Origin of the sequence: Euhalothece natronophila Z-M001 (genome assembly GCF_007904085.1) — a bacterium.
GTDB classification, from domain to species: domain Bacteria; phylum Cyanobacteriota; class Cyanobacteriia; order Cyanobacteriales; family Rubidibacteraceae; genus Halothece; species Halothece natronophila.
Genome location: NZ_CP042326.1, coordinates 1,462,672 through 1,479,686, shown reverse-complemented (window position 1 = coordinate 1,479,686; position 17,015 = coordinate 1,462,672). Strand labels below are relative to the sequence as shown.

Annotated in this window: 16 protein-coding genes; 6 read left to right on the top strand and 10 right to left on the bottom strand. The window is 43.5% G+C overall.

Annotation, left to right across the window (positions count from 1 at the left end; translation table 11 throughout):
* Positions 1–20: 20 nt before the first annotated feature.
* Positions 21–857: an inositol monophosphatase family protein gene (locus FRE64_RS07100; protein ID WP_146295321.1), complete on the bottom strand. Its 837-nt coding sequence runs from the start codon at positions 855–857 to the stop codon at positions 21–23.
* Positions 857–2,368: a BCD family MFS transporter gene (locus FRE64_RS07095; protein ID WP_146295320.1), complete on the bottom strand. Its 1,512-nt coding sequence runs from the start codon at positions 2,366–2,368 to the stop codon at positions 857–859. Before FRE64_RS07095 ends, FRE64_RS07100 begins: the two co-directional genes overlap by 1 nt.
* A 249-nt stretch (positions 2,369–2,617) precedes the next feature.
* On the opposite strand from FRE64_RS07095, the gene FRE64_RS07090 reads away from it, so the two are divergent.
* Genes FRE64_RS07090 through hemG form a run of 4 tightly spaced genes read left to right on the top strand, consistent with a single transcriptional unit; the run spans position 2,618 to position 6,085 of the window.
* The gene (locus tag FRE64_RS07090) at positions 2,618–3,451 is read left to right on the top strand and encodes a hypothetical protein (RefSeq protein ID WP_146295319.1); all 834 of its coding nucleotides are present in this window, start codon (positions 2,618–2,620) and stop codon (positions 3,449–3,451) included.
* 33 nt (positions 3,452–3,484) lie between these two features.
* Positions 3,485–3,964: a carboxypeptidase regulatory-like domain-containing protein gene (locus tag FRE64_RS07085; protein ID WP_146295318.1), complete on the top strand. Its 480-nt coding sequence runs from the start codon at positions 3,485–3,487 to the stop codon at positions 3,962–3,964.
* Complete coding sequence (cbiM, locus tag FRE64_RS07080; RefSeq protein ID WP_146295317.1) at positions 3,964–4,623, top strand: cobalt transporter CbiM; 660 nt, start codon at positions 3,964–3,966, stop codon at positions 4,621–4,623. The genes FRE64_RS07085 and cbiM overlap by 1 nt, the downstream gene beginning before the upstream one ends.
* 52 nt (positions 4,624–4,675) lie before the next feature.
* The gene (gene hemG, locus FRE64_RS07075; protein ID WP_146295316.1) at positions 4,676–6,085 is read left to right on the top strand and encodes a protoporphyrinogen oxidase; all 1,410 of its coding nucleotides are present in this window, start codon (positions 4,676–4,678) and stop codon (positions 6,083–6,085) included.
* A gap of 95 nt (positions 6,086–6,180) precedes the next feature.
* Here hemG and FRE64_RS07070 read toward each other — a convergent pair whose 3' ends face one another.
* From FRE64_RS07070 to FRE64_RS07035, 8 genes are all read right to left on the bottom strand, one after another.
* Positions 6,181–6,519 (bottom strand): ribulose bisphosphate carboxylase small subunit, encoded by a 339-nt coding sequence (locus tag FRE64_RS07070; protein ID WP_146295315.1) that lies wholly within the window; start codon positions 6,517–6,519, stop codon positions 6,181–6,183.
* Positions 6,520–6,550: 31 nt separating this feature from the next.
* Positions 6,551–6,940, bottom strand: a complete 390-nt coding sequence (gene rcbX, locus FRE64_RS07065; protein WP_146295314.1) for a RuBisCO chaperone RbcX — start codon at positions 6,938–6,940, stop codon at positions 6,551–6,553.
* Positions 6,941–6,984: 44 nt separating this feature from the next.
* Entirely contained in the window at positions 6,985–8,406 is a 1,422-nt protein-coding gene (locus FRE64_RS07060) for a form I ribulose bisphosphate carboxylase large subunit (protein ID WP_146295313.1), read from the bottom strand.
* A 359-nt stretch (positions 8,407–8,765) separates the two neighbouring features.
* A complete protein-coding gene (locus tag FRE64_RS07055; protein ID WP_146295312.1) occupies positions 8,766–9,437 on the bottom strand; it encodes a transferase in 672 nt (223 codons plus the stop codon).
* A gap of 101 nt (positions 9,438–9,538) precedes the next feature.
* Entirely contained in the window at positions 9,539–11,584 is a 2,046-nt protein-coding gene (locus FRE64_RS07050; RefSeq protein WP_146295311.1) for a ribulose bisphosphate carboxylase small subunit, read from the bottom strand.
* 52 nt (positions 11,585–11,636) lie between these two features.
* A complete protein-coding gene (locus FRE64_RS07045; protein WP_146295310.1) occupies positions 11,637–11,933 on the bottom strand; it encodes a EutN/CcmL family microcompartment protein in 297 nt (98 codons plus the stop codon).
* A 14-nt stretch (positions 11,934–11,947) separates the two neighbouring features.
* Complete coding sequence (locus FRE64_RS07040; RefSeq protein WP_146295309.1) at positions 11,948–12,289, bottom strand: carbon dioxide-concentrating mechanism protein CcmK; 342 nt, start codon at positions 12,287–12,289, stop codon at positions 11,948–11,950.
* A gap of 90 nt (positions 12,290–12,379) precedes the next feature.
* Positions 12,380–12,685: a carbon dioxide-concentrating mechanism protein CcmK gene (locus tag FRE64_RS07035; protein WP_015227514.1), complete on the bottom strand. Its 306-nt coding sequence runs from the start codon at positions 12,683–12,685 to the stop codon at positions 12,380–12,382.
* A 774-nt stretch (positions 12,686–13,459) separates the two neighbouring features.
* On the opposite strand from FRE64_RS07035, the gene FRE64_RS07030 reads away from it, so the two are divergent.
* Together FRE64_RS07030 and FRE64_RS07025 are read left to right on the top strand one after the other, a co-directional pair.
* A complete protein-coding gene (locus FRE64_RS07030) occupies positions 13,460–15,325 on the top strand; it encodes an NAD(P)H-quinone oxidoreductase subunit F (protein ID WP_146295308.1) in 1,866 nt (621 codons plus the stop codon).
* 169 nt (positions 15,326–15,494) lie between these two features.
* Positions 15,495–16,979, top strand: a complete 1,485-nt coding sequence (locus FRE64_RS07025; RefSeq protein ID WP_146295307.1) for an NADH-quinone oxidoreductase subunit M — start codon at positions 15,495–15,497, stop codon at positions 16,977–16,979.
* Positions 16,980–17,015 lie beyond the last annotated feature (36 nt).

Here is a 17,015-nt window from a genome sequence, read left to right as displayed (position 1 = left end):
GAGAATGAAACAGCCCTACCTTAGTAAGAGAGGTTGGGGGAATTGCTTGATTTCGCAACCGATTGAACTAATGGTTCAAATGTAGAAGCTAATTCAGAACGACTAAGAACAAGGGTGGGTAAAGGCTTTTTGCCATAATCTTCACCTGGCTGTAAGGGGAAAGGGGAAGTAGGAGTCAGAGATACAAATTTTCCCCCTGCGCCTTGGACAATTGCCCAGACTGCGGCTAAATCCCAAACTTTGGGAATCGCTTCCACTGCGCCTAAAGCTGCCCCAATTCCCACCAGTAAAAAGCTATAAGTGCAAACGCCCACAATCCGAGTTTTACAGGGAAAAGGCTGCCCTAAAATATCAGCACTGCGAACGCAGAGACTAAATAAATGATTGGTAGAGAGATCATCTGGGCTACTGTGAATTGGCTGTCCGTTGCAATAAGCCCCGTTTTCGCCTTCTAACCCAGAATTTTCCAGCCAGAAGCCATGAAAAGACTGTTGGAGAATGGGAAAGTGGACATACCCAAAAACAGGCTCTCCTTGATATAGTAAGCCCATGGAAATCCCCCAAACGGGAATCCCACGGGTAAAATTGGTTGTTCCATCAATGGGATCAATCACCCAACACCATTCTGTATCGGGAAAAATATGAACAGTCTCTTCTGTGAGAACGCCATGATCAGGGAACTTTTGCGCGATCGCGCTTCGGATTTGCTCATCTGCCCATTGATCCGACTCTGTCAATAAAGAACCATCAGGTTTATTCGTGGCTTGTACTTTGCCAAATTGCTGACTGAGAATTGCTCCCACTTGCTGGGTAACTTCTTCACTAAATGCTAAAACTGACGACCAAAACTGTTCCATTATCCCTCAATATCTCCTTCCATTGCCATCATTGTCGCCTTTTGTGTGGAATTACGAAACTCAGTGAGGCTAATTTGATTTAAAAGCGCGATCGCGCTAATCATTCCCACTGCTTGTAAGCCAAACACTAAGGCATAAGCTAAAACAGGTGCTTCAAAAATACCGCGACCAATATCTAACACCGCTCCCCCTGCAACCGTTGCTGTCGCCCGAGAAAGAGCCTGTGATAGTCCCCAAGCGCCAATAAATGTGCCTGCGGTTTCGGCTGCGGTAAAATCTAACATTAAACTAATTGCCCCTGTCGTTGTCAAACCAGCCCCCCAACCAAAGACAAAGACTGCTCCTTTTAATAAAATTGTTTCTTCAGTAAAGCCTGCAAGAATAATGAGGAGAAAGGTTATTGCTGTTAAAACACAGCCTAAACGAGTGGTATTCTTTTTCCCGAAACGAGGAACCACTAAAAAACCAGTGGTACTAAAACCAATTAAAGTTCCTACTCCCCAAAAGGCATTTAACTGAGTGGTTTCAGCAATGGGCATATCAAAAACTTCTCCCCCATAGGGTTCTAATACCGCCTCCTGCATAAACAAACTAATGGTGAGTACCATTAAAAACACAAAAAATAATCCTGTTTGGCGACTAGAAGTAAGAACCCGAAATGCTTTCCCTAAAGTGACACTATCTTCCCGTTCCGCAACAGTTGAACGACTTGTATAACGAGAGAACTTCTTTTCAATGCCCCAAGTGGCTAAAAAGGCTAACCCCACAACCACCCAAGGAACAATTAAAAAGAGCCGATTAACTGCCCCCTGTAAATTTTCAATGGGGTTTTCAATCACTCTTTCGTTTGTCAATAATAAACTACCAACATTCGCGCCCCAAGGAAGTCCCTCTTGCTGTAACACATTGAGGAAAACACCTCCTGTAATCCCCCCAATGACAATTCCTAACATCAGCATTGACCAAGTAACGCTAACGATTTTAGAGCGATTTTCCTCTTCTGACACATCCACCAATAAAGCAGCAAAAGGAGTTGAGCCAGCACTTAAGGCTAATCCATAAACAATGAAAATAATCCCGAGAAGAGCAGTTAAAAAGATGGTTTCTCCTGTCCAAGCCCAATCTCCTAACTCACGAACCGTTCCTCCTAGTTGCCAGACAACTTGCACTGCTACAAATACAGTAATGGCAAAGGCAATCGTTCCCAACCAAACATAGCCACTGCGATGTAAGCCAAAAAGAGGCTTTCCATCGGATAATTGTCCAAACCAAACCCGTGCAGGCGCAAAAAACTGATGAAGCGCAATCACTCCTGCCGTCACGGTAGCGGGAATGGCTAATTCTGTAATCATGACGCGATTTAACACCGCTAAGGTTAAAATCGACATCATCCCTAGTCCCAACTGAAATAACCCCAACCGAAACATTGTTAGTAAATTCACTGTTGGGAGAGAAGGGGAATCTGGAGACTGATCGGATACTGAAGACGTTTTAATATTACCCGTTGCCATGGTTATCTATCGCGTTTTTTTATAAAGATAAGTCGCTTGCATATCAACTGTTGATCTTAGCTTAAAGTTAGGGTGCGATTGATGATTAGTTTCTGCATATTCTAAGCCCTTGCTTTGAAAGGATAAGCGCGATCGCGTCTCATGTTAATCTTCTAGCCCGAAATTAAGATGAAATGCCCTATGGGGGGATTGTAATGATAAGAAAAAATAAGCAAACTAGAGATTAGTTTCTTTATTTATATAAAAAATATGAGAAGAAAATCAGCGTTACCAATTTTTTTCATTGCTTTCAGTTTTCCACTAATTGCCATGGGCTGTGGTCCAGATGACATTGCTCAAGATGATACGCCGATAGATGATTCTGGGGAAGTGGGAACACTTAGTGCAATCGCTGATGGTGAGTCCCGATTGCGTGATGGCTTTCAGAGTAAAGATGGCTGGGATTTGAGTTTTAATCATGCTTACGTCACCTTTAATAATATTGAAGCTCATCAAACTGATCCCCCATTTGATGCCAATAGCGATGACGATCTCGAAGCCACAACTAGCGCCATGCTATTAGAGTCTCCTGAAACGGTGGATTTAGTCGGGGAGGATGACACGCCAACAGTTGTCAGTGGGGAAGCCTCAGCAGGAATGTATAATGCCCTCTATTGGGAACTTGTGACGGCAGAAAGTGGTGATGCTGAAGGCTCAACGCTGTATCTGGAAGGAACGGCGGAAAAAGATGGTAGAACCGTTGATTTTGTCATTTCTCTTGATAAGCCCGTTGCCCATACTTGTGGGGAATATGTAGGGGATGAGCGTAAAGGAATGTTGGAAGCTGGTGGAGAAGCCGAATTAGATACCACATTCCACTTTGACCACTTTTTTGGTCGAGATGATCGGGGGATGGATGAGTCTCCTAACTCGGAAGCCTTTGGCTTTGAACCGTTCTTAGAGTATGCCGATGGAGACAGTATTAATGTTACCAGTGAACAACTGCGAGAAGATTTAGACGATGATCTCCATGACACGCTTGTCTATAGTGTTACGGAATTAGGTCATGTTGGGGAAGGACACTGTCGGATTACTGAACTGTAACTATAAACCTTTGTAATCATAGGAGAGAGAGTAATGAATGCTAAACTGATCCCGTTATACCTTGGTTTCTTCTTGTTAGGAACATCTGCTCCTGCTTGGGGACACGCCGCGATCGCTGAACATCGTCAAGTGTCCGCCATTGAAGTACGAGGCACTTATGACACGGGAGAAGCGATGTCAGAAGCCCAAATTACCATCTACTCTCCTGAAAACCCTGATGAGCCTTGGTTAGAAGGAACGACTGATGAAGACGGAACATTTGTGTTTGTACCTGATCCTGAAAAACCAGGGACTTGGGTAGCAAGATTACGAGAAGCAGGACACGGTGATATGACAGCAATTGAGGTGGAAGCCTCTGAAGAGGGAGAAGTGGAATCAGTGGCAGAAGGTTGGGAAGGGGGCGGTTATACCCCTTTACAAACGGCTCTCATGGCAATCCTTGGTGTATGGGGCTTTGTTGGGACAGCCCTTTTCTTTGCTCGTAAGAAGTCTGCAAATCAAGAGGAAAGCTGATGCACATCCCAGACGGTATTGTTCCCCCCACAGTTACAATTACAGGTTATGCCATCACAGGCGGATTAACTTGGTTTTCTTTACGGCAAATTAATCGCTTTAGTAATCCCACTGAGGAAATTCCCAAGGCTTCTTTACTTACGGCGGCGTTTTTTGTCGCCTCCTTAATTCATGTTCCGGTTCCCCCGTCTAGCGTTCATTTAGTCTTGAATGGGCTAATGGGGGTAGTGTTGGGCTACTTTGCTTTTCCAGCGATTTTAATTGGTTTATTTTTTCAAGCCGTTTTTTTCCAACATGGGGGACTCTCAACGTTAGGGATTAATGCTGTGATTATGGGACTTCCAGCCATTTTAGCTTATCATTTTTTCCAATTACGGCATCGGTTTCGAGAATCAGCTTTCTGGCTAAATGGATTTGCTTTTGTGGCGGGTATGGGAGGATTAGTCATTTCGGCACTAATTTTTACAGGGATTATTATTACCACCCTTCCTGCGGAGATTGATGCGGAAATGGAACAAAATGCGCTATTACTGGCGTTAGTTGCCTACAGTATTTTATCCGTGATTGAAGGCTTTTTTACCACTCTTCTGGTCTCTTTCTTCTATCGAGTGAAACCAGAGTTATTATCTCAGACAAAAAATCAAGAATCCTCGTCGTAAAAAGTCCTGATTTTTAGGTAAAATAGGGGGCTGATGACTTGCGGGAGGGGATATGTTAGATAGTTTAATTATTGGCGCTGGCATTAGTGGTTTAAGTACCGCCTATCGGTTACAAGAAAAGAATCAAGAAATTTTAGTGACGGAAAAGCGCGATCGCGCTGGTGGTAATATCATTAGCCAACAACAAGGGGAATTTCTCTGGGAAGAAGGACCCAATAGTTTTTCCCCTACCCCAGAATTGCTAAAACTGGCTGTGGATGTCGGATTAAAAGATGAGTTTGTGTTTGCCGATCGCGCTCTCCCTCGTTATATTTATTGGCAAGGGAAATTACGTCAAGTCCCCATGACTCCCCCGGCTGCAATTACAACTCCTTTACTCAGTCCTTTGGGGAAACTACGGGCGTTAAGTGGTGCATTAGGGTTTGCACCGCCGAAAGTCACCAATCAACCAGAAACCGTTGCTGAATTTTTCTCCCGTAATCTGGGAAGTGAAGTTGCCGAACGTCTGGTTAGTCCCTTTGTTTCTGGGGTTTATGCTGGAGATGTCAATCAACTAGAGGCTGCAGCTGCCTTTGGACGAGTCACCAAACTAGCGGATACTGGCGGTGGTTTAGTCGCAGGGGCAATATTATCTCGTGGGAAGAAAAAGAAACCTGCCGCAACAGACAATAAAGAGATTCCTGAAACTAAATCTGGAGAACTGGGAACCTTTAAGCAAGGATTACAACAATTACCAAGCGCGATCGCGTCTAAACTGGGAGATAACCTAAAACTCAACTGGGAACTGCAAAGCCTCTCTCGCCATCCCGAACAGGGCTATATTGCTGAATTTTCTACTCCTGAGGGGCAACAAACCATTGAAGCCAAAACCGTTGTTTTAACAACACCTGCTCATGTAGCTTCTCCCCTCTTACAAGATATCTCTCCTGAAAGCAGTAACGCCCTCGCTGAAATCCCCTATCCTCCTGTGGCTTGTGTCGTTCTCGCCTATCCCATTGATGCCCTACGCTTCCCCCTCAATGGCTTTGGTAATCTCAATCCTCGCAGTCAAAATCTTCGGACATTAGGCACAATCTGGAGTTCCATTCTATTCCCAGGGCGCACGCCTCAAGGCTGGTATCTTCTCACCAACTTTATTGGCGGCGCAACTGATCCTGAAATTGCCCAACTCAGTGAAGAGGAAATTATCCAACAAGTGCATCAAGACTTAGAAAAGGTTTTAGTTAAGCCCAACACCGAACCTAAACCGTTAGCAGTTCGTTTGTGGTCAAAAGCAATTCCTCAATATAATGTTGGGCATTTAGAGCGTTTAAAGACTGCAAAAGATGGCTTAAAAGACTTGCCAGGCCTCTTTTTATGCAGTAACTATCTTGATGGGGTAGCCCTTGGCGACTGTGTACGTCGCGGTGAAGAAACCAGTCAAGCCATATTAGAAATCACTAAAGCAACCTCAGGGGCGTAGTCAGAAATTGAAGCCTCAAACCACAAAAAAAACTCTCCAGTAAAAACTGGAGAGCCGATTCTACCTAATCAAGTTGACCCATTATGGAAATGGTATTAGTAGCGAACGCCACCTTCAGGTTTATAAACAATAAAGCTAATCATTTGGCATTGACGAATATTATCAAAACCAACTACACGAATGTAGGAATTAGAGTATTCAGAACGGCATTCGCGCACTTCGTTTAAAACCTCTTGAGGAGAATTAACCTCAAACAAAGGCAATTTCCATAAAGTCCAGTGGTGATCTTCAGGTTTAGGGGATTCTTGAAACTCAACCGCAGGAATAAACCCCTGATCCAACATATATTGAATTTGTTTACCAATTTGCTGGTCAGTTAAAGGGGGTAAATAAGACAGTGTTTCGTAACGAGGCTCTTTTGGTGTCGTTTTCATAATTGATTTCACTCAGAAGTTTACAAAGGGATTATTCACTCGAATCCGTTTCATCTGGGTTCGAGTTTTCTATATTTTCAGATGGCGTTTGAGTTAAACGTTCTAAAATTTGGCAACGATAGTGCAGATTAGATTGGTCAATACCAGAACGAACCATCTCTGGTAAAAACTCCAAAACTCTTTCTGCAAGGTCTTCTCGCACAGTCATAATTCGCATGACAAGGTCTTTTCGCTCCACCATTAAGGCGTTGAGATAGCTTTCACTATCTTGCAAACTATGCTGTTGAGAAAATTGACGTAACCAGATAGCTTGGGTGGGATTGGTTTCTGATAACTGATCCAGAATAGTTCGCACTGCTTGATAAGTTAAATAATCTTGCAGCACTTTGGCAGTTTCTTGAGCCACTCGTTTTGAGTTCATAATAATTAACCTCTCCCGACCCAGCATCGTGGGGAGTCAAAAATCTAGATAGTATCCACTGCTTCGTACTCGAACTTAATTTCTTTCCAGAGTTCGGAAGCAACTTTCAGTTCAGGTGACCAGCGTGCTGCTTCTTTGATAATATCGCTACCTTCACGAGCAAGGTTACGACCTTCATTACGAGCTTGAATACAGGCTTCTAGAGCAACACGGTTCGCTGTCGCACCGGGGGCATTTCCCCAAGGGTGTCCTAACGTTCCGCCACCAAACTGTAAGCAGGAATCATCTCCAAAGATATCAACCAACGCTGGCATATGCCAAATGTGAATCCCGCCAGAAGCAACAGGCATGACTCCTCCCATGGAAGCCCAGTCTTGAGTAAAGAAGTTACCACGAGAGCGATCTTCTTCCACGTGATCTTCGCGCATTTGATCCACGAAACCTAAGGTAATATCGCGCTCACCTTCTAACTTCCCAACAACAGTTCCTGAGTGGAGGTGATCGCCACCAGACATCCGTAAGCATTTTGCCAGCACACGGAAGTGAATCCCATGATTTTTCTGACGGTCAATAACAGCGTGCATCGCGCGGTGGATGTGCATGAGAACGCCATTATCACGACACCATTTCGCTAAGGTGGTGTTTGCGGTAAAGCCACCAGTGAGATAATCGTGCATCAGAATGGGCATCTCTAATTCTTTGACGAATTCGGCACGCTTGAGCATCTCATCACAGGTAGAGGCAGTGACATTGAGATAGTGACCTTTAATTTCGTTGGTTTCAGCTTGGGCTTTATGAACCGCTTCCGCAATAAAGAGGAAACGATCGCGCCACCGCATAAAGGGCTGTGAGTTAATGTTTTCGTCATCTTTGGTGAAGTCTAAGCCACCACGAAGACACTCATAAGCTGCGCGACCATAGTTTTTAGCGGATAGTCCTAATTTGGGCTTAATGGTGCAACCGAGTAAGGGACGACCATATTTATTGAGAAGATCCCGTTCTACGGTGATGCCATGAGGAGGCCCTTGGAATGTTTTGAGATAAGCTACAGGAATCCGCAAGTCTTCTAAACGAAGGGCGCGTAATGCTTTAAAGCCAAAGACGTTCCCAACAATAGAGGTTAATAAGTTAGTAACGGATCCTTCTTCAAATAAGTCAAGGGGATAGGCGACAAAAGCAAAGAACTGATTTTCTTCACCTGGAATTGACTCAATCTCGTAGCAACGTCCTTTATACCGGTCTAAATCGGTGAGATGGTCTGTCCAAACTGTTGTCCAAGTTCCTGTGGAAGATTCAGCGGCAACCGCTGCCCCTGCTTCTTCAGGAGGAACTCCTGGCTGGGCTGTTACTCGGAACGCGGCTAAAATATCAGTATCTTTAGGGGTGTAATCGGGAGTGTAGTAAGTTAGGGCATAATCTTGTACCCCAGCTTTAAAACCACTCGATGCTTGTTTTGTTTGTGCCATTTCTTTCTCCTGAATGTTGAGGTTTTATAAGTCACAAGTCTTGGCTTTCCGAAAAGTGATACTTGTTCGGTTTTGGCTTTCCCTCACTTTGCCTTTCACTTTAACATGAATAGAGTGCATTTTACATATTAAACTTAATTTTTAGTAAAATAGTTTTTGCTTATTAATTTAATGTTTAATTTCGCACTTTTTCTCTAGAGGTTTCTAATTTTAAAATGGGAAGTAACCCGCTTTTCCTGCATTTTTTGAATCTTATTGAGGCAGGAGTAAAACGGGTTAATTAAGTATTCTTTAATTTACGTTTATTTACATTATTTTTTATTGTTCGTTACTCAGTTGTTACTCGCATTACTGATTAATTACGAGTTATTGTTGGGTTTGTTAAATTGATCTTTATGGGGAAATAACGTTACCATTAAGCGTTCAATATGAGTTTGACCATAAATTGTGGCTTGGTTACGGGATTGCTCTTGAGAAGGGCTATTTTCTTCGTCTTCAGAGGGATTTTCGTTTTCATCCCAAGGATCATCGCTGTCGTCTTGGGGTTGAGGATGACTGTTGCTTGCAGGGGACAATTCTTCTGGAGAATTATTAGACTCGGAATTGGTGACACCCCCATTGTTATCAGGGTTAAAGGGAGGACTTTGTCCATTTTGGGAGGTGGAAGTTTGATTTTCAGCCCGAGTGGGAGCACCTAAAAGACTACCCGGAGACACTAACTGCATTTCCTCAATGGAGGTAGAAATTAGGGTACTCGCTGCGCCAATACAAGCGCGATCGCTGATTTTACCTGAACCAACAATTAAAACTCCTGCCCCTAAAATCACTCCTTCCCCAATTTCAATGGTTCCTTCCGTTGCCGTTAAAATTGTTCCCATTCCAAGGCAAGCCCCTGCTCTGATGATGATTCGTCCCTGGGCGGTCGCTTGGAGAATCACCCCAGGCGCGATCGTCGCAGTTTCGTCAATCGTCACCTCACCACTGACATAAACTTCGGTATGACCTGTTATCGGCAAGGAAAGCACAGACATGGGCGCTGGCCACTAAATGGCTTCCAAATAAGGTTTACAAACATGACATTTTTTAATCAGGAGTAAGTTCAGTAAAAGACTGACCCCTGATCGGACTCCACTTAGGCAGGTTGCTGAATCGTCGTTTCCAATACACGGCGTTTGGCTTTGGGGTCAATTCCCACAAGGCGCACGTACTCTCCTTGATGTTCTGCAAGAGAATTTTCTAAAGCTGATAACACATCTCCTTCGCGGGTACTTTCAATGGGAGAACCACCTTGCCAAGAATTGCGACTAAAGCGACGTTTATCGGCGTATTCCGTGCTAATTTTATAGCCTTGCTTCAGCAGCGATCGCACCTGTTCCACCGTATTTTGATCTAAACGACCTTTAGCACTGCCATTTTGACTGCCTTGGTTTCCATTACTTTGGGTATAACCGCCAAACCCTTGACCGCCTGAGTTTGCTTTTTGGTTATTTGAGCTTTGTCCAGGTGACTGAATCAAGGTTTCCACAATACGACGCTTGGCTTTAGGGTCAATTCCCACTAAACGCACATACTCTTGGCTGTGTTCTGCCAAATGAGATTCTAACTCTGCCAAAACTTGTTTCGCATTCCCTTCAATTAAGCCGGCATTTTGCCAAGAATTGCGACGGAAACGGCGTTGATCTGCATACTCTAAGCCAATACTGTAACCTTGATTGACCAAGGATTCCACTTGTTGTCTCAAATCATTACTGAGTTGCCCAGTATTATTGCCAGAATTTCCCTGAGAGGTGGCTTTCTTGCCAGAAGATGGAGCCGCGCCATTGTTGTCCCCGGGTGATTGAATCAACTGTTCTAAAACCCGACGTTTCGCTTTCGGATCAACTCCCACTAAACGCACATATTCGCCACTATATTCATTTAAGCAGGCTTCTAATTCCGAAACTACTTGGGAAACTTGTGTACTCTGAATCGGTGCGCCATTTTGCCAAGAGTTGCGACGAAAACGACGCTGATCCGCGTGTTCTGTGCTAATGCGATAGCCCTGATTTAATAGCGAACGCACTTGTTCCACAACTTCTTGATCTAAGCCACTGCTATTGCCTCCTCCTTGACGAGGTTGATAGCTACGGCTACTTCCTTGATATCCTCCCTGAGTCGTTCGGTTTTGGCTAGGCTCATCTTCAGGAGTTTGAATGATGGTTTCTGAAACTCGCCGTTTGGCTTTGGGATCAATGCCAAATAAACGGACATATTCCCCTTCATGATCCGCTAAACAGGCTTCTAAAGATTGAATAACACTGCGCTCTTGTCGATCTTTAATGGGAGCGCAATTTTGCCAAGAGTTACGACGAAAACGACGCTGATCTGCGTGTTCTGTGCCAATTTGATATCCTTGCTTGAGCAGTGATCGAACTTGCTCAATTGCTTCCGGTTTCAATTTTGTTCCTCCCTGTTGTGTATTATTTCTACTCGTACTTACGCCACCATTAGAGGACGAGGCTGTATTACCTTTTTGATAACCGCTCCTAGCAGCTTTCCCATTACCAGAGGCGTTAGCTAATTTCTCTTTCTGTTTGACATTTATGATACAGTTTGCATCTTTAGCACACTGGTATCCTGCTCTGAGAGCTTCATTAACCTCTACCACATGGTGAGCAAATTCCCGATCTGACTCTTGCACATCCGGTAAGCGATTAGCCTCTTGTTGGTTGGTAATTACTGCACCAGAGGGAATATATTTTCCTGCTGGAATTTCTACGTCCTGAATCAGAGCGTGCATCATCACAATACAGTCATCCCCAACCCGAGCATTAAATACAGTAGAACGAAAACCAATAAAACAATTGTTCCCGATATAACAGGGACCATGAATTAATGCCATGTGGGTGATACAGGTATCTTGCCCAATCCAAACCGAATATTCTTTCTGATCATCCCCAACCACACGCCCCTCTTCTAAACCATGAATAACCACCCCATCTTGGATATTGGTATCTTCACCAATGGCAAAGGGAAAGCCTTCATCGGCTCGAATTGAAGTTCCGGGGGCAACTAAGACCCCTGGCCCAACGGAAACATCTCCAATAATGTTGGAGAAAGAATGAACATAAGCTGTTTCATCAATTTTCGGTTCAGCAAGGGCTCTTGACCACGGAGTCGGTGGAGCCGCTTCATCCATTTTCTGTTCCTCCTAAAATATAAACGCGTCTGAGATTAATTGCGACAAAAGGTCACGATTGCTGTTCCCCGTAAATCCGACGATTATCGACGGTAACGGTATCAATAATGGCTACCACCATTGCATCGAGGGGACGGTTTTGATGACCTTCTTCTTGGCGAGCGGCACTTCCCCGATTAACCAATACCCATTCTTCGAGTCCAGCACCTACTGGATCCGCCGCTACTTCGTATTTGGGGAGGAGTTCGCCATTGTGATCAATGAACTGTAGTAATAGCAACTTTACCCCCGTCATACTGCGGAGTTTTTGCGTGCCAACTACGGTCCCCCGAACTTTTGCCATTTGCATAATTTAGCCTAATTTTATTGACGAGTAATGTTACGAGGGCTTCCTACGCCTTCTCGGAACTGTTCTACGGCTTCGGTATAACGAATGGGCAGAACATACTCTAAGTTTTCGTGAGGACGAGCAATAATGTGGGTGGATAACACTTGTCCGCCATTAACTCGTTTCACAGACTCGGTTCCGGCGTTAATTGAAGCCTGAACCTCTGACACATCACCGCGTACAATCACGGTGACACGTCCAGTACCAATTTTTTCATAACCCACAAGGGTTACTCGGGCGGCTTTTACCATCGCATCTGCTGCTTCAACAACAGCTGGAAAGCCTAAGGTTTCAATCATTCCGACTGCAATTGCCATAAGTTTAATTTCCTTTGATTATCTAGGTTTGATTCTTGCTCAGAGACGAGGTTGGGACATCTCAAATTCCTCTTGAAATGCCCCCCTGCACTATCGGAATTGTTCTACGGCTTCGGTGTAGCGAATTGGTAGCACATACTCTAAGTTTTCGTGGGGACGGGCAATAATGTGGGTGGATAACACTTCACCGCCATTGACTCGGTTGGCTGAGTCCACCCCAGCACTAACCGAGGCTTGCACTTCTGAAACGTCGCCACGAACAATCACGGTGACACGTCCGGTGCCAATTTTTTCATAGCCCACAAGTGTAACACGGGCTGCTTTTACCATCGCATCCGCTGCTTCGACGACAGCAGGGAAGCCTAAAGTTTCAATCATTCCAACCGCAATTGGCATTTTTGTTTTCCTCGATTATCAAGCTAAACATTTATCTATACAAGAGCGTCAAATTTGGCACGACGTAAGGGGGCTTCTCCTGAATCATTAGCTTCAGGGGGATGCCCAGTGTTGATGAGGAATTTAGTTCTCCTCAAAAAAAACTTCGGTGCTACTTTCTGACGGGCAGGTTATTTTCCCTACCACAAAAAAGCATAAATGACGTTGTCGCTTTTGACAATATAAATTATGATAATATTTTCCAATTACTCTGTTTAATATTTTTTAATGTTGGTAATGAACTCTGATCCCTGTTTCACTAAGGCTTCTCTCTTTTGCAAAACTCAAACTGTTTTATAACTTTTTAATATAATATAACTTGATGTAAAAATAATGGGGGTTCAGTTTAAGAAAAATCTTTTCTTGAGTCTTAAGTTGCATTTTTGATTGTTTATTCTGCTCTTTATAAAAAATTAAGTTACTTGAGCAAATGTTCGTAAAATAGAGAGCTTTTGGTATTGCTACGCAAATTTTAATTTGTAATTAATTCTTTAGTTGTTAACATTATAAATTTCAATCTTTACCATAAGAAGACCAAAGTGCAGATTTTAATTAAATAAAATAATATTAAAGGGAGGAGAGTTAAGTGCTTAAAACGCTCAAGCGTTTCTCAATATAAAAAATTTTGTTTTGAAAAAAAAGATTGGTATTTTTTTAGATACGTAAAGTAAAATGATACAGTGTGATACTAAAGTTAACTAAAATTTATAAGATGCGTTAGGGAAACTTATTTATATGGGTGATCTGTTAATACAAGGAACTTGGTTAATTCCATTTTATGGATTAATGGGAGCACTTTTAACGCTTCCTTGGTCGATGAGGCTGATTCGGCAGACAGGACCAAGACCTGCAGCCTATATTAATTTATTGATGAGCGCGATCGCGTTTTTACATGGTTCGACAGTGTTTATTCTCACTTGGGGAGATGAACCAAGAGAATTAATTTGGCATTGGTTTCAAGTTGCTGATTTAGACCTAACTTTAGCCATGGAAATTTCTCCCGTGAGTTTGGGAGGATTAGAGTTAGTCACTGGGGTAACGCTGGTGACATTACTTTATGGCTTAGGCTATATGGAAAAGGATTGGTCTTTGGCTCGTTTTTATGGCTTAATGGGCTTTTTTGAAGCTGCCTTGTCAGGGATTGTCCTTAGTGATTCTTTACTCCTCAGTTACGGGTTATTGGAATTATTGACTCTTTCTACTTACTTATTGGTGGGCTTTTGGTATGCTCAACCTTTAGTGGTAACTGCAGCCAGAGATGCCTTTTTAACGAAACGAGTGGGGGATATCCTCCTCTTAATGGGGTTAGTTGCCCTGTCTAGCTATGGGGTTGATTTAACGTTTAGTGGCATTGCGGAATGGAGTGAGACGGCTAATTTAGCTCCTTTAACAGCTACATTATTAGGTTTAGCGCTTATTGCTGGCCCAGTGGGAAAATGCGCCCAATTTCCCTTAAATTTGTGGTTAGATGAAGCCATGGAAGCTCCTGCCCCAGCATCTTTAATGCGAAATTCAATTGTGGTGACAGCAGGGGCGTATGTTTTAATTAAACTGCATCCCATTTTTGAACTGTCTCCCATTGTGAAAGAGGCGTTAATTGCCATTGGCTTAGTGACTGCTGTGGGGGCTTCTTTTGTCGCGATCGCGCAAATTGACTTAAAACGGGCGTTATCCCATTCCACTAGTGCTTATCTGGGGCTAGTATTTGTGGCAGTGGGATTAGGGCGCTTAGATATTGCCTTATTACTGTTATTAATTCACGCGATCGCGAAAACCCTCTTATTTATGAGTGTGGGTGCAATTATTCTCACCACTAGCGATCAAAACATTACGCAAATGGGCGGTTTATGGTCAAAGATGCCCGTGACAACTATTTCTTTCCTAGTTGGTTCATCAGGGTTAGTGGTACTTCTTCCCTTGGGGAACTTTTGGGTAATGGGACAATGGCTAGAACTAGAAAGTGCTAGCACGCTCCCTGAATGGTTACTGGCGTTTGTATTACTAGTTAACGCGCTCAGTGCCTTAAATTTAACGCGAGTATTCCGTTTAGTTTTTTTAGGAGAGCCGCAACCCAAAACCCGACGCGCCCCAGAAGTGAACTGGCCAATGGCATTTCCCATGGTGGCGTTGATTGTCATTGCGCTTCTTGCCCCGTTAATTCCCCAACAGTGGCAACTGTGGTTTGCTTCTAGTGGCTCTCTTGCCAGCACCATTGATGTAATCCAACAACCTGAAATGTTATTACTGGTGTTATCGGGTCTAATCGGGGTAATTTTAGGTGCAACCATTGCTCTACCCAGAACTTGGATGCGACCGGTGCGGAGTAGTTCTCGCTTTCTCCAAGACTTTCTTGCCTACGACTTTTATTTAGATCGGATTTATCGTTGGAGTGTGGTGTTAGTGGTGGAACTAGCCTCTAAATTTAGTGCTTGGCTTGACCGCTATGTCATTGATGGCGTAATTAATTTAGTTGGGTTTGGCACGCTATTCAGTGGTCAAAGCCTGAAATATAGTGCCTCTGGTCAATCGCAATTTTACTTACTGACAATTTTGATGGGGGGAGCATTACTGCTGATGCTTCTGATGAATTGGTCGTTTTAAGGCTTAAAACTTTGGGGTGAGGGGGAGATAACAACATGATCTCATTTGTAAACATTAGTTCAAGGTTATGATCCCCCCTAACCCCCCTTATTAAAAGGGGGAACTAAGGTGGACGTTTACAACTGATTAACGATTGCTATAACAAATAACAAATAACAAATAACTAACTATGCTTAGTGCTTTAATTTGGATACCAGTTATTGGTGGAATCATCATTGGTTTCTTACCAGAAAAACAAGCGGAAAAAGCCCGTCCTTTAGCGTTTGTTTTTGCGGGAATCATTCTCGCCTTTACCTTTGCCATTGCTTTACAATTTGACCCTAACCAAAGTGGGTTATTCCTGTCTGAATCCTTTTCTTGGTTAGAGCAATTAGGGTTAACTTACTCCTTAGGAGTTGATGGGCTAGCATTACCATTAATTTTTTTGAATAGTTTTCTCACGTTTGTTGCTATTTATGCTAGTAGTCCCAAAATTGCGCGATCGCGCTTTTACTATGCCCTCCTTCTCTTTCTCTCTGCAGGAACAGCAGGAGCATTTTTAGCGCAAAATGTGCTACTCTTCTTCCTCTTTTACGAAGTTGAGTTAATTCCCCTTTATTTCCTCATTGCCATTTGGGGAGGAACCAATCGAGGCTATGCAGCCACAAAATTCTTGCTTTATACCGCCCTTTCTGGGGCATTAGTCCTAGCTTCTTTCTTAGGATTAGTTTGGCTAAGTGGGGCTTCTAGCTTTGATTATGAACCCTTACGCTCCCAAATGCTTCCCCTTGGTAGCCAAATCATTCTCCTGATTATCCTCCTAGTGGGGTTAGCCATTAAAATTCCCATTTTTCCCTTCCATACTTGGTTACCTGATGCTCACGTGGAAGCCTCAACCCCAATTTCTGTCCTCTTAGCAGGGGTGCTTTTAAAGCTGGGAACTTATGGTCTTTTACGCTTTGGAGTGGGCTTATTCCCTGAAGCATGGGCAGTGCTTGCACCGTATTTAGCAATTATTGCCGCCATCAGTGCTTTATTTGGGGCTTTAGCCGCCATTTCCCAGAAGGATATGAAGCGAGTGGTTGCCTATTCTTCCATTGCTCACATGGCGTATATTTTATTAGCGGCTGCCACGGCTACTTCCCTCAGTTTAGTTGCTGCTATGGCACAAATGGTTAGTCATGGTCTCATCTCAGCGTTATTATTCTTATTAGTTGGGGTTGTAGGCAAGAAAACGGGAACCCGAGATGTGGATACCTTACGGGGCTTACTAAACCCTGAGCGCGGTTTACCAATTATTGGCAGTTTAATGATTTTAGGGGTGATGGCAAGTGCTGGCATTCCGGGGATGGTAGGCTTTATCACCGAGTTTATGGTCTTTCGCAGTGCTTTTAATACTTTCACCATTGCGACCCTACTTTGCATGGTGGGAACAGGACTCACGGCGGTTTATTTCTTATTAATGATTAACCGTGTCTTTTTCGGGCGTTTACCCCAAGCATTTAGTGATTTACCTGTGGTTCCTTGGTCTGACCGCATTCCAGCGATTGTATTAGCAGCTTTAATTGTCATTTTGGGATTACAACCGAATTGGCTTGTACGTTGGAGTGAAGTGGAAACAGCAAGTTTATCTCAGTTTCATGGAGAAGCTGTGGTTAGTTTGGAATCTCATTAATTAGTCATTGGTCATTGGCATACAAAGGACAAAGGA

Coding starts and splice junctions, on each gene's coding strand:
- FRE64_RS07100 (WP_146295321.1), bottom strand. CDS start 857: ATGGAACAGTTTTGGTCGTCAGTTTTAGCATTTAGTGAAGAAGTTACC.
- FRE64_RS07095 (WP_146295320.1), bottom strand. CDS start 2,368: ATGGCAACGGGTAATATTAAAACGTCTTCAGTATCCGATCAGTCTCCA.
- FRE64_RS07090 (WP_146295319.1), top strand. CDS start 2,618: ATGAGAAGAAAATCAGCGTTACCAATTTTTTTCATTGCTTTCAGTTTT.
- FRE64_RS07085 (WP_146295318.1), top strand. CDS start 3,485: ATGAATGCTAAACTGATCCCGTTATACCTTGGTTTCTTCTTGTTAGGA.
- cbiM (WP_146295317.1), top strand. CDS start 3,964: ATGCACATCCCAGACGGTATTGTTCCCCCCACAGTTACAATTACAGGT.
- hemG (WP_146295316.1), top strand. CDS start 4,676: ATGTTAGATAGTTTAATTATTGGCGCTGGCATTAGTGGTTTAAGTACC.
- FRE64_RS07070 (WP_146295315.1), bottom strand. CDS start 6,519: ATGAAAACGACACCAAAAGAGCCTCGTTACGAAACACTGTCTTATTTA.
- rcbX (WP_146295314.1), bottom strand. CDS start 6,940: ATGAACTCAAAACGAGTGGCTCAAGAAACTGCCAAAGTGCTGCAAGAT.
- FRE64_RS07060 (WP_146295313.1), bottom strand. CDS start 8,406: ATGGCACAAACAAAACAAGCATCGAGTGGTTTTAAAGCTGGGGTACAA.
- FRE64_RS07055 (WP_146295312.1), bottom strand. CDS start 9,437: ATGTCTGTGCTTTCCTTGCCGATAACAGGTCATACCGAAGTTTATGTC.
- FRE64_RS07050 (WP_146295311.1), bottom strand. CDS start 11,584: ATGGATGAAGCGGCTCCACCGACTCCGTGGTCAAGAGCCCTTGCTGAA.
- FRE64_RS07045 (WP_146295310.1), bottom strand. CDS start 11,933: ATGCAAATGGCAAAAGTTCGGGGGACCGTAGTTGGCACGCAAAAACTC.
- FRE64_RS07040 (WP_146295309.1), bottom strand. CDS start 12,289: ATGGCAATTGCAGTCGGAATGATTGAAACCTTAGGCTTTCCAGCTGTT.
- FRE64_RS07035 (WP_015227514.1), bottom strand. CDS start 12,685: ATGCCAATTGCGGTTGGAATGATTGAAACTTTAGGCTTCCCTGCTGTC.
- FRE64_RS07030 (WP_146295308.1), top strand. CDS start 13,460: ATGGGTGATCTGTTAATACAAGGAACTTGGTTAATTCCATTTTATGGA.
- FRE64_RS07025 (WP_146295307.1), top strand. CDS start 15,495: ATGCTTAGTGCTTTAATTTGGATACCAGTTATTGGTGGAATCATCATT.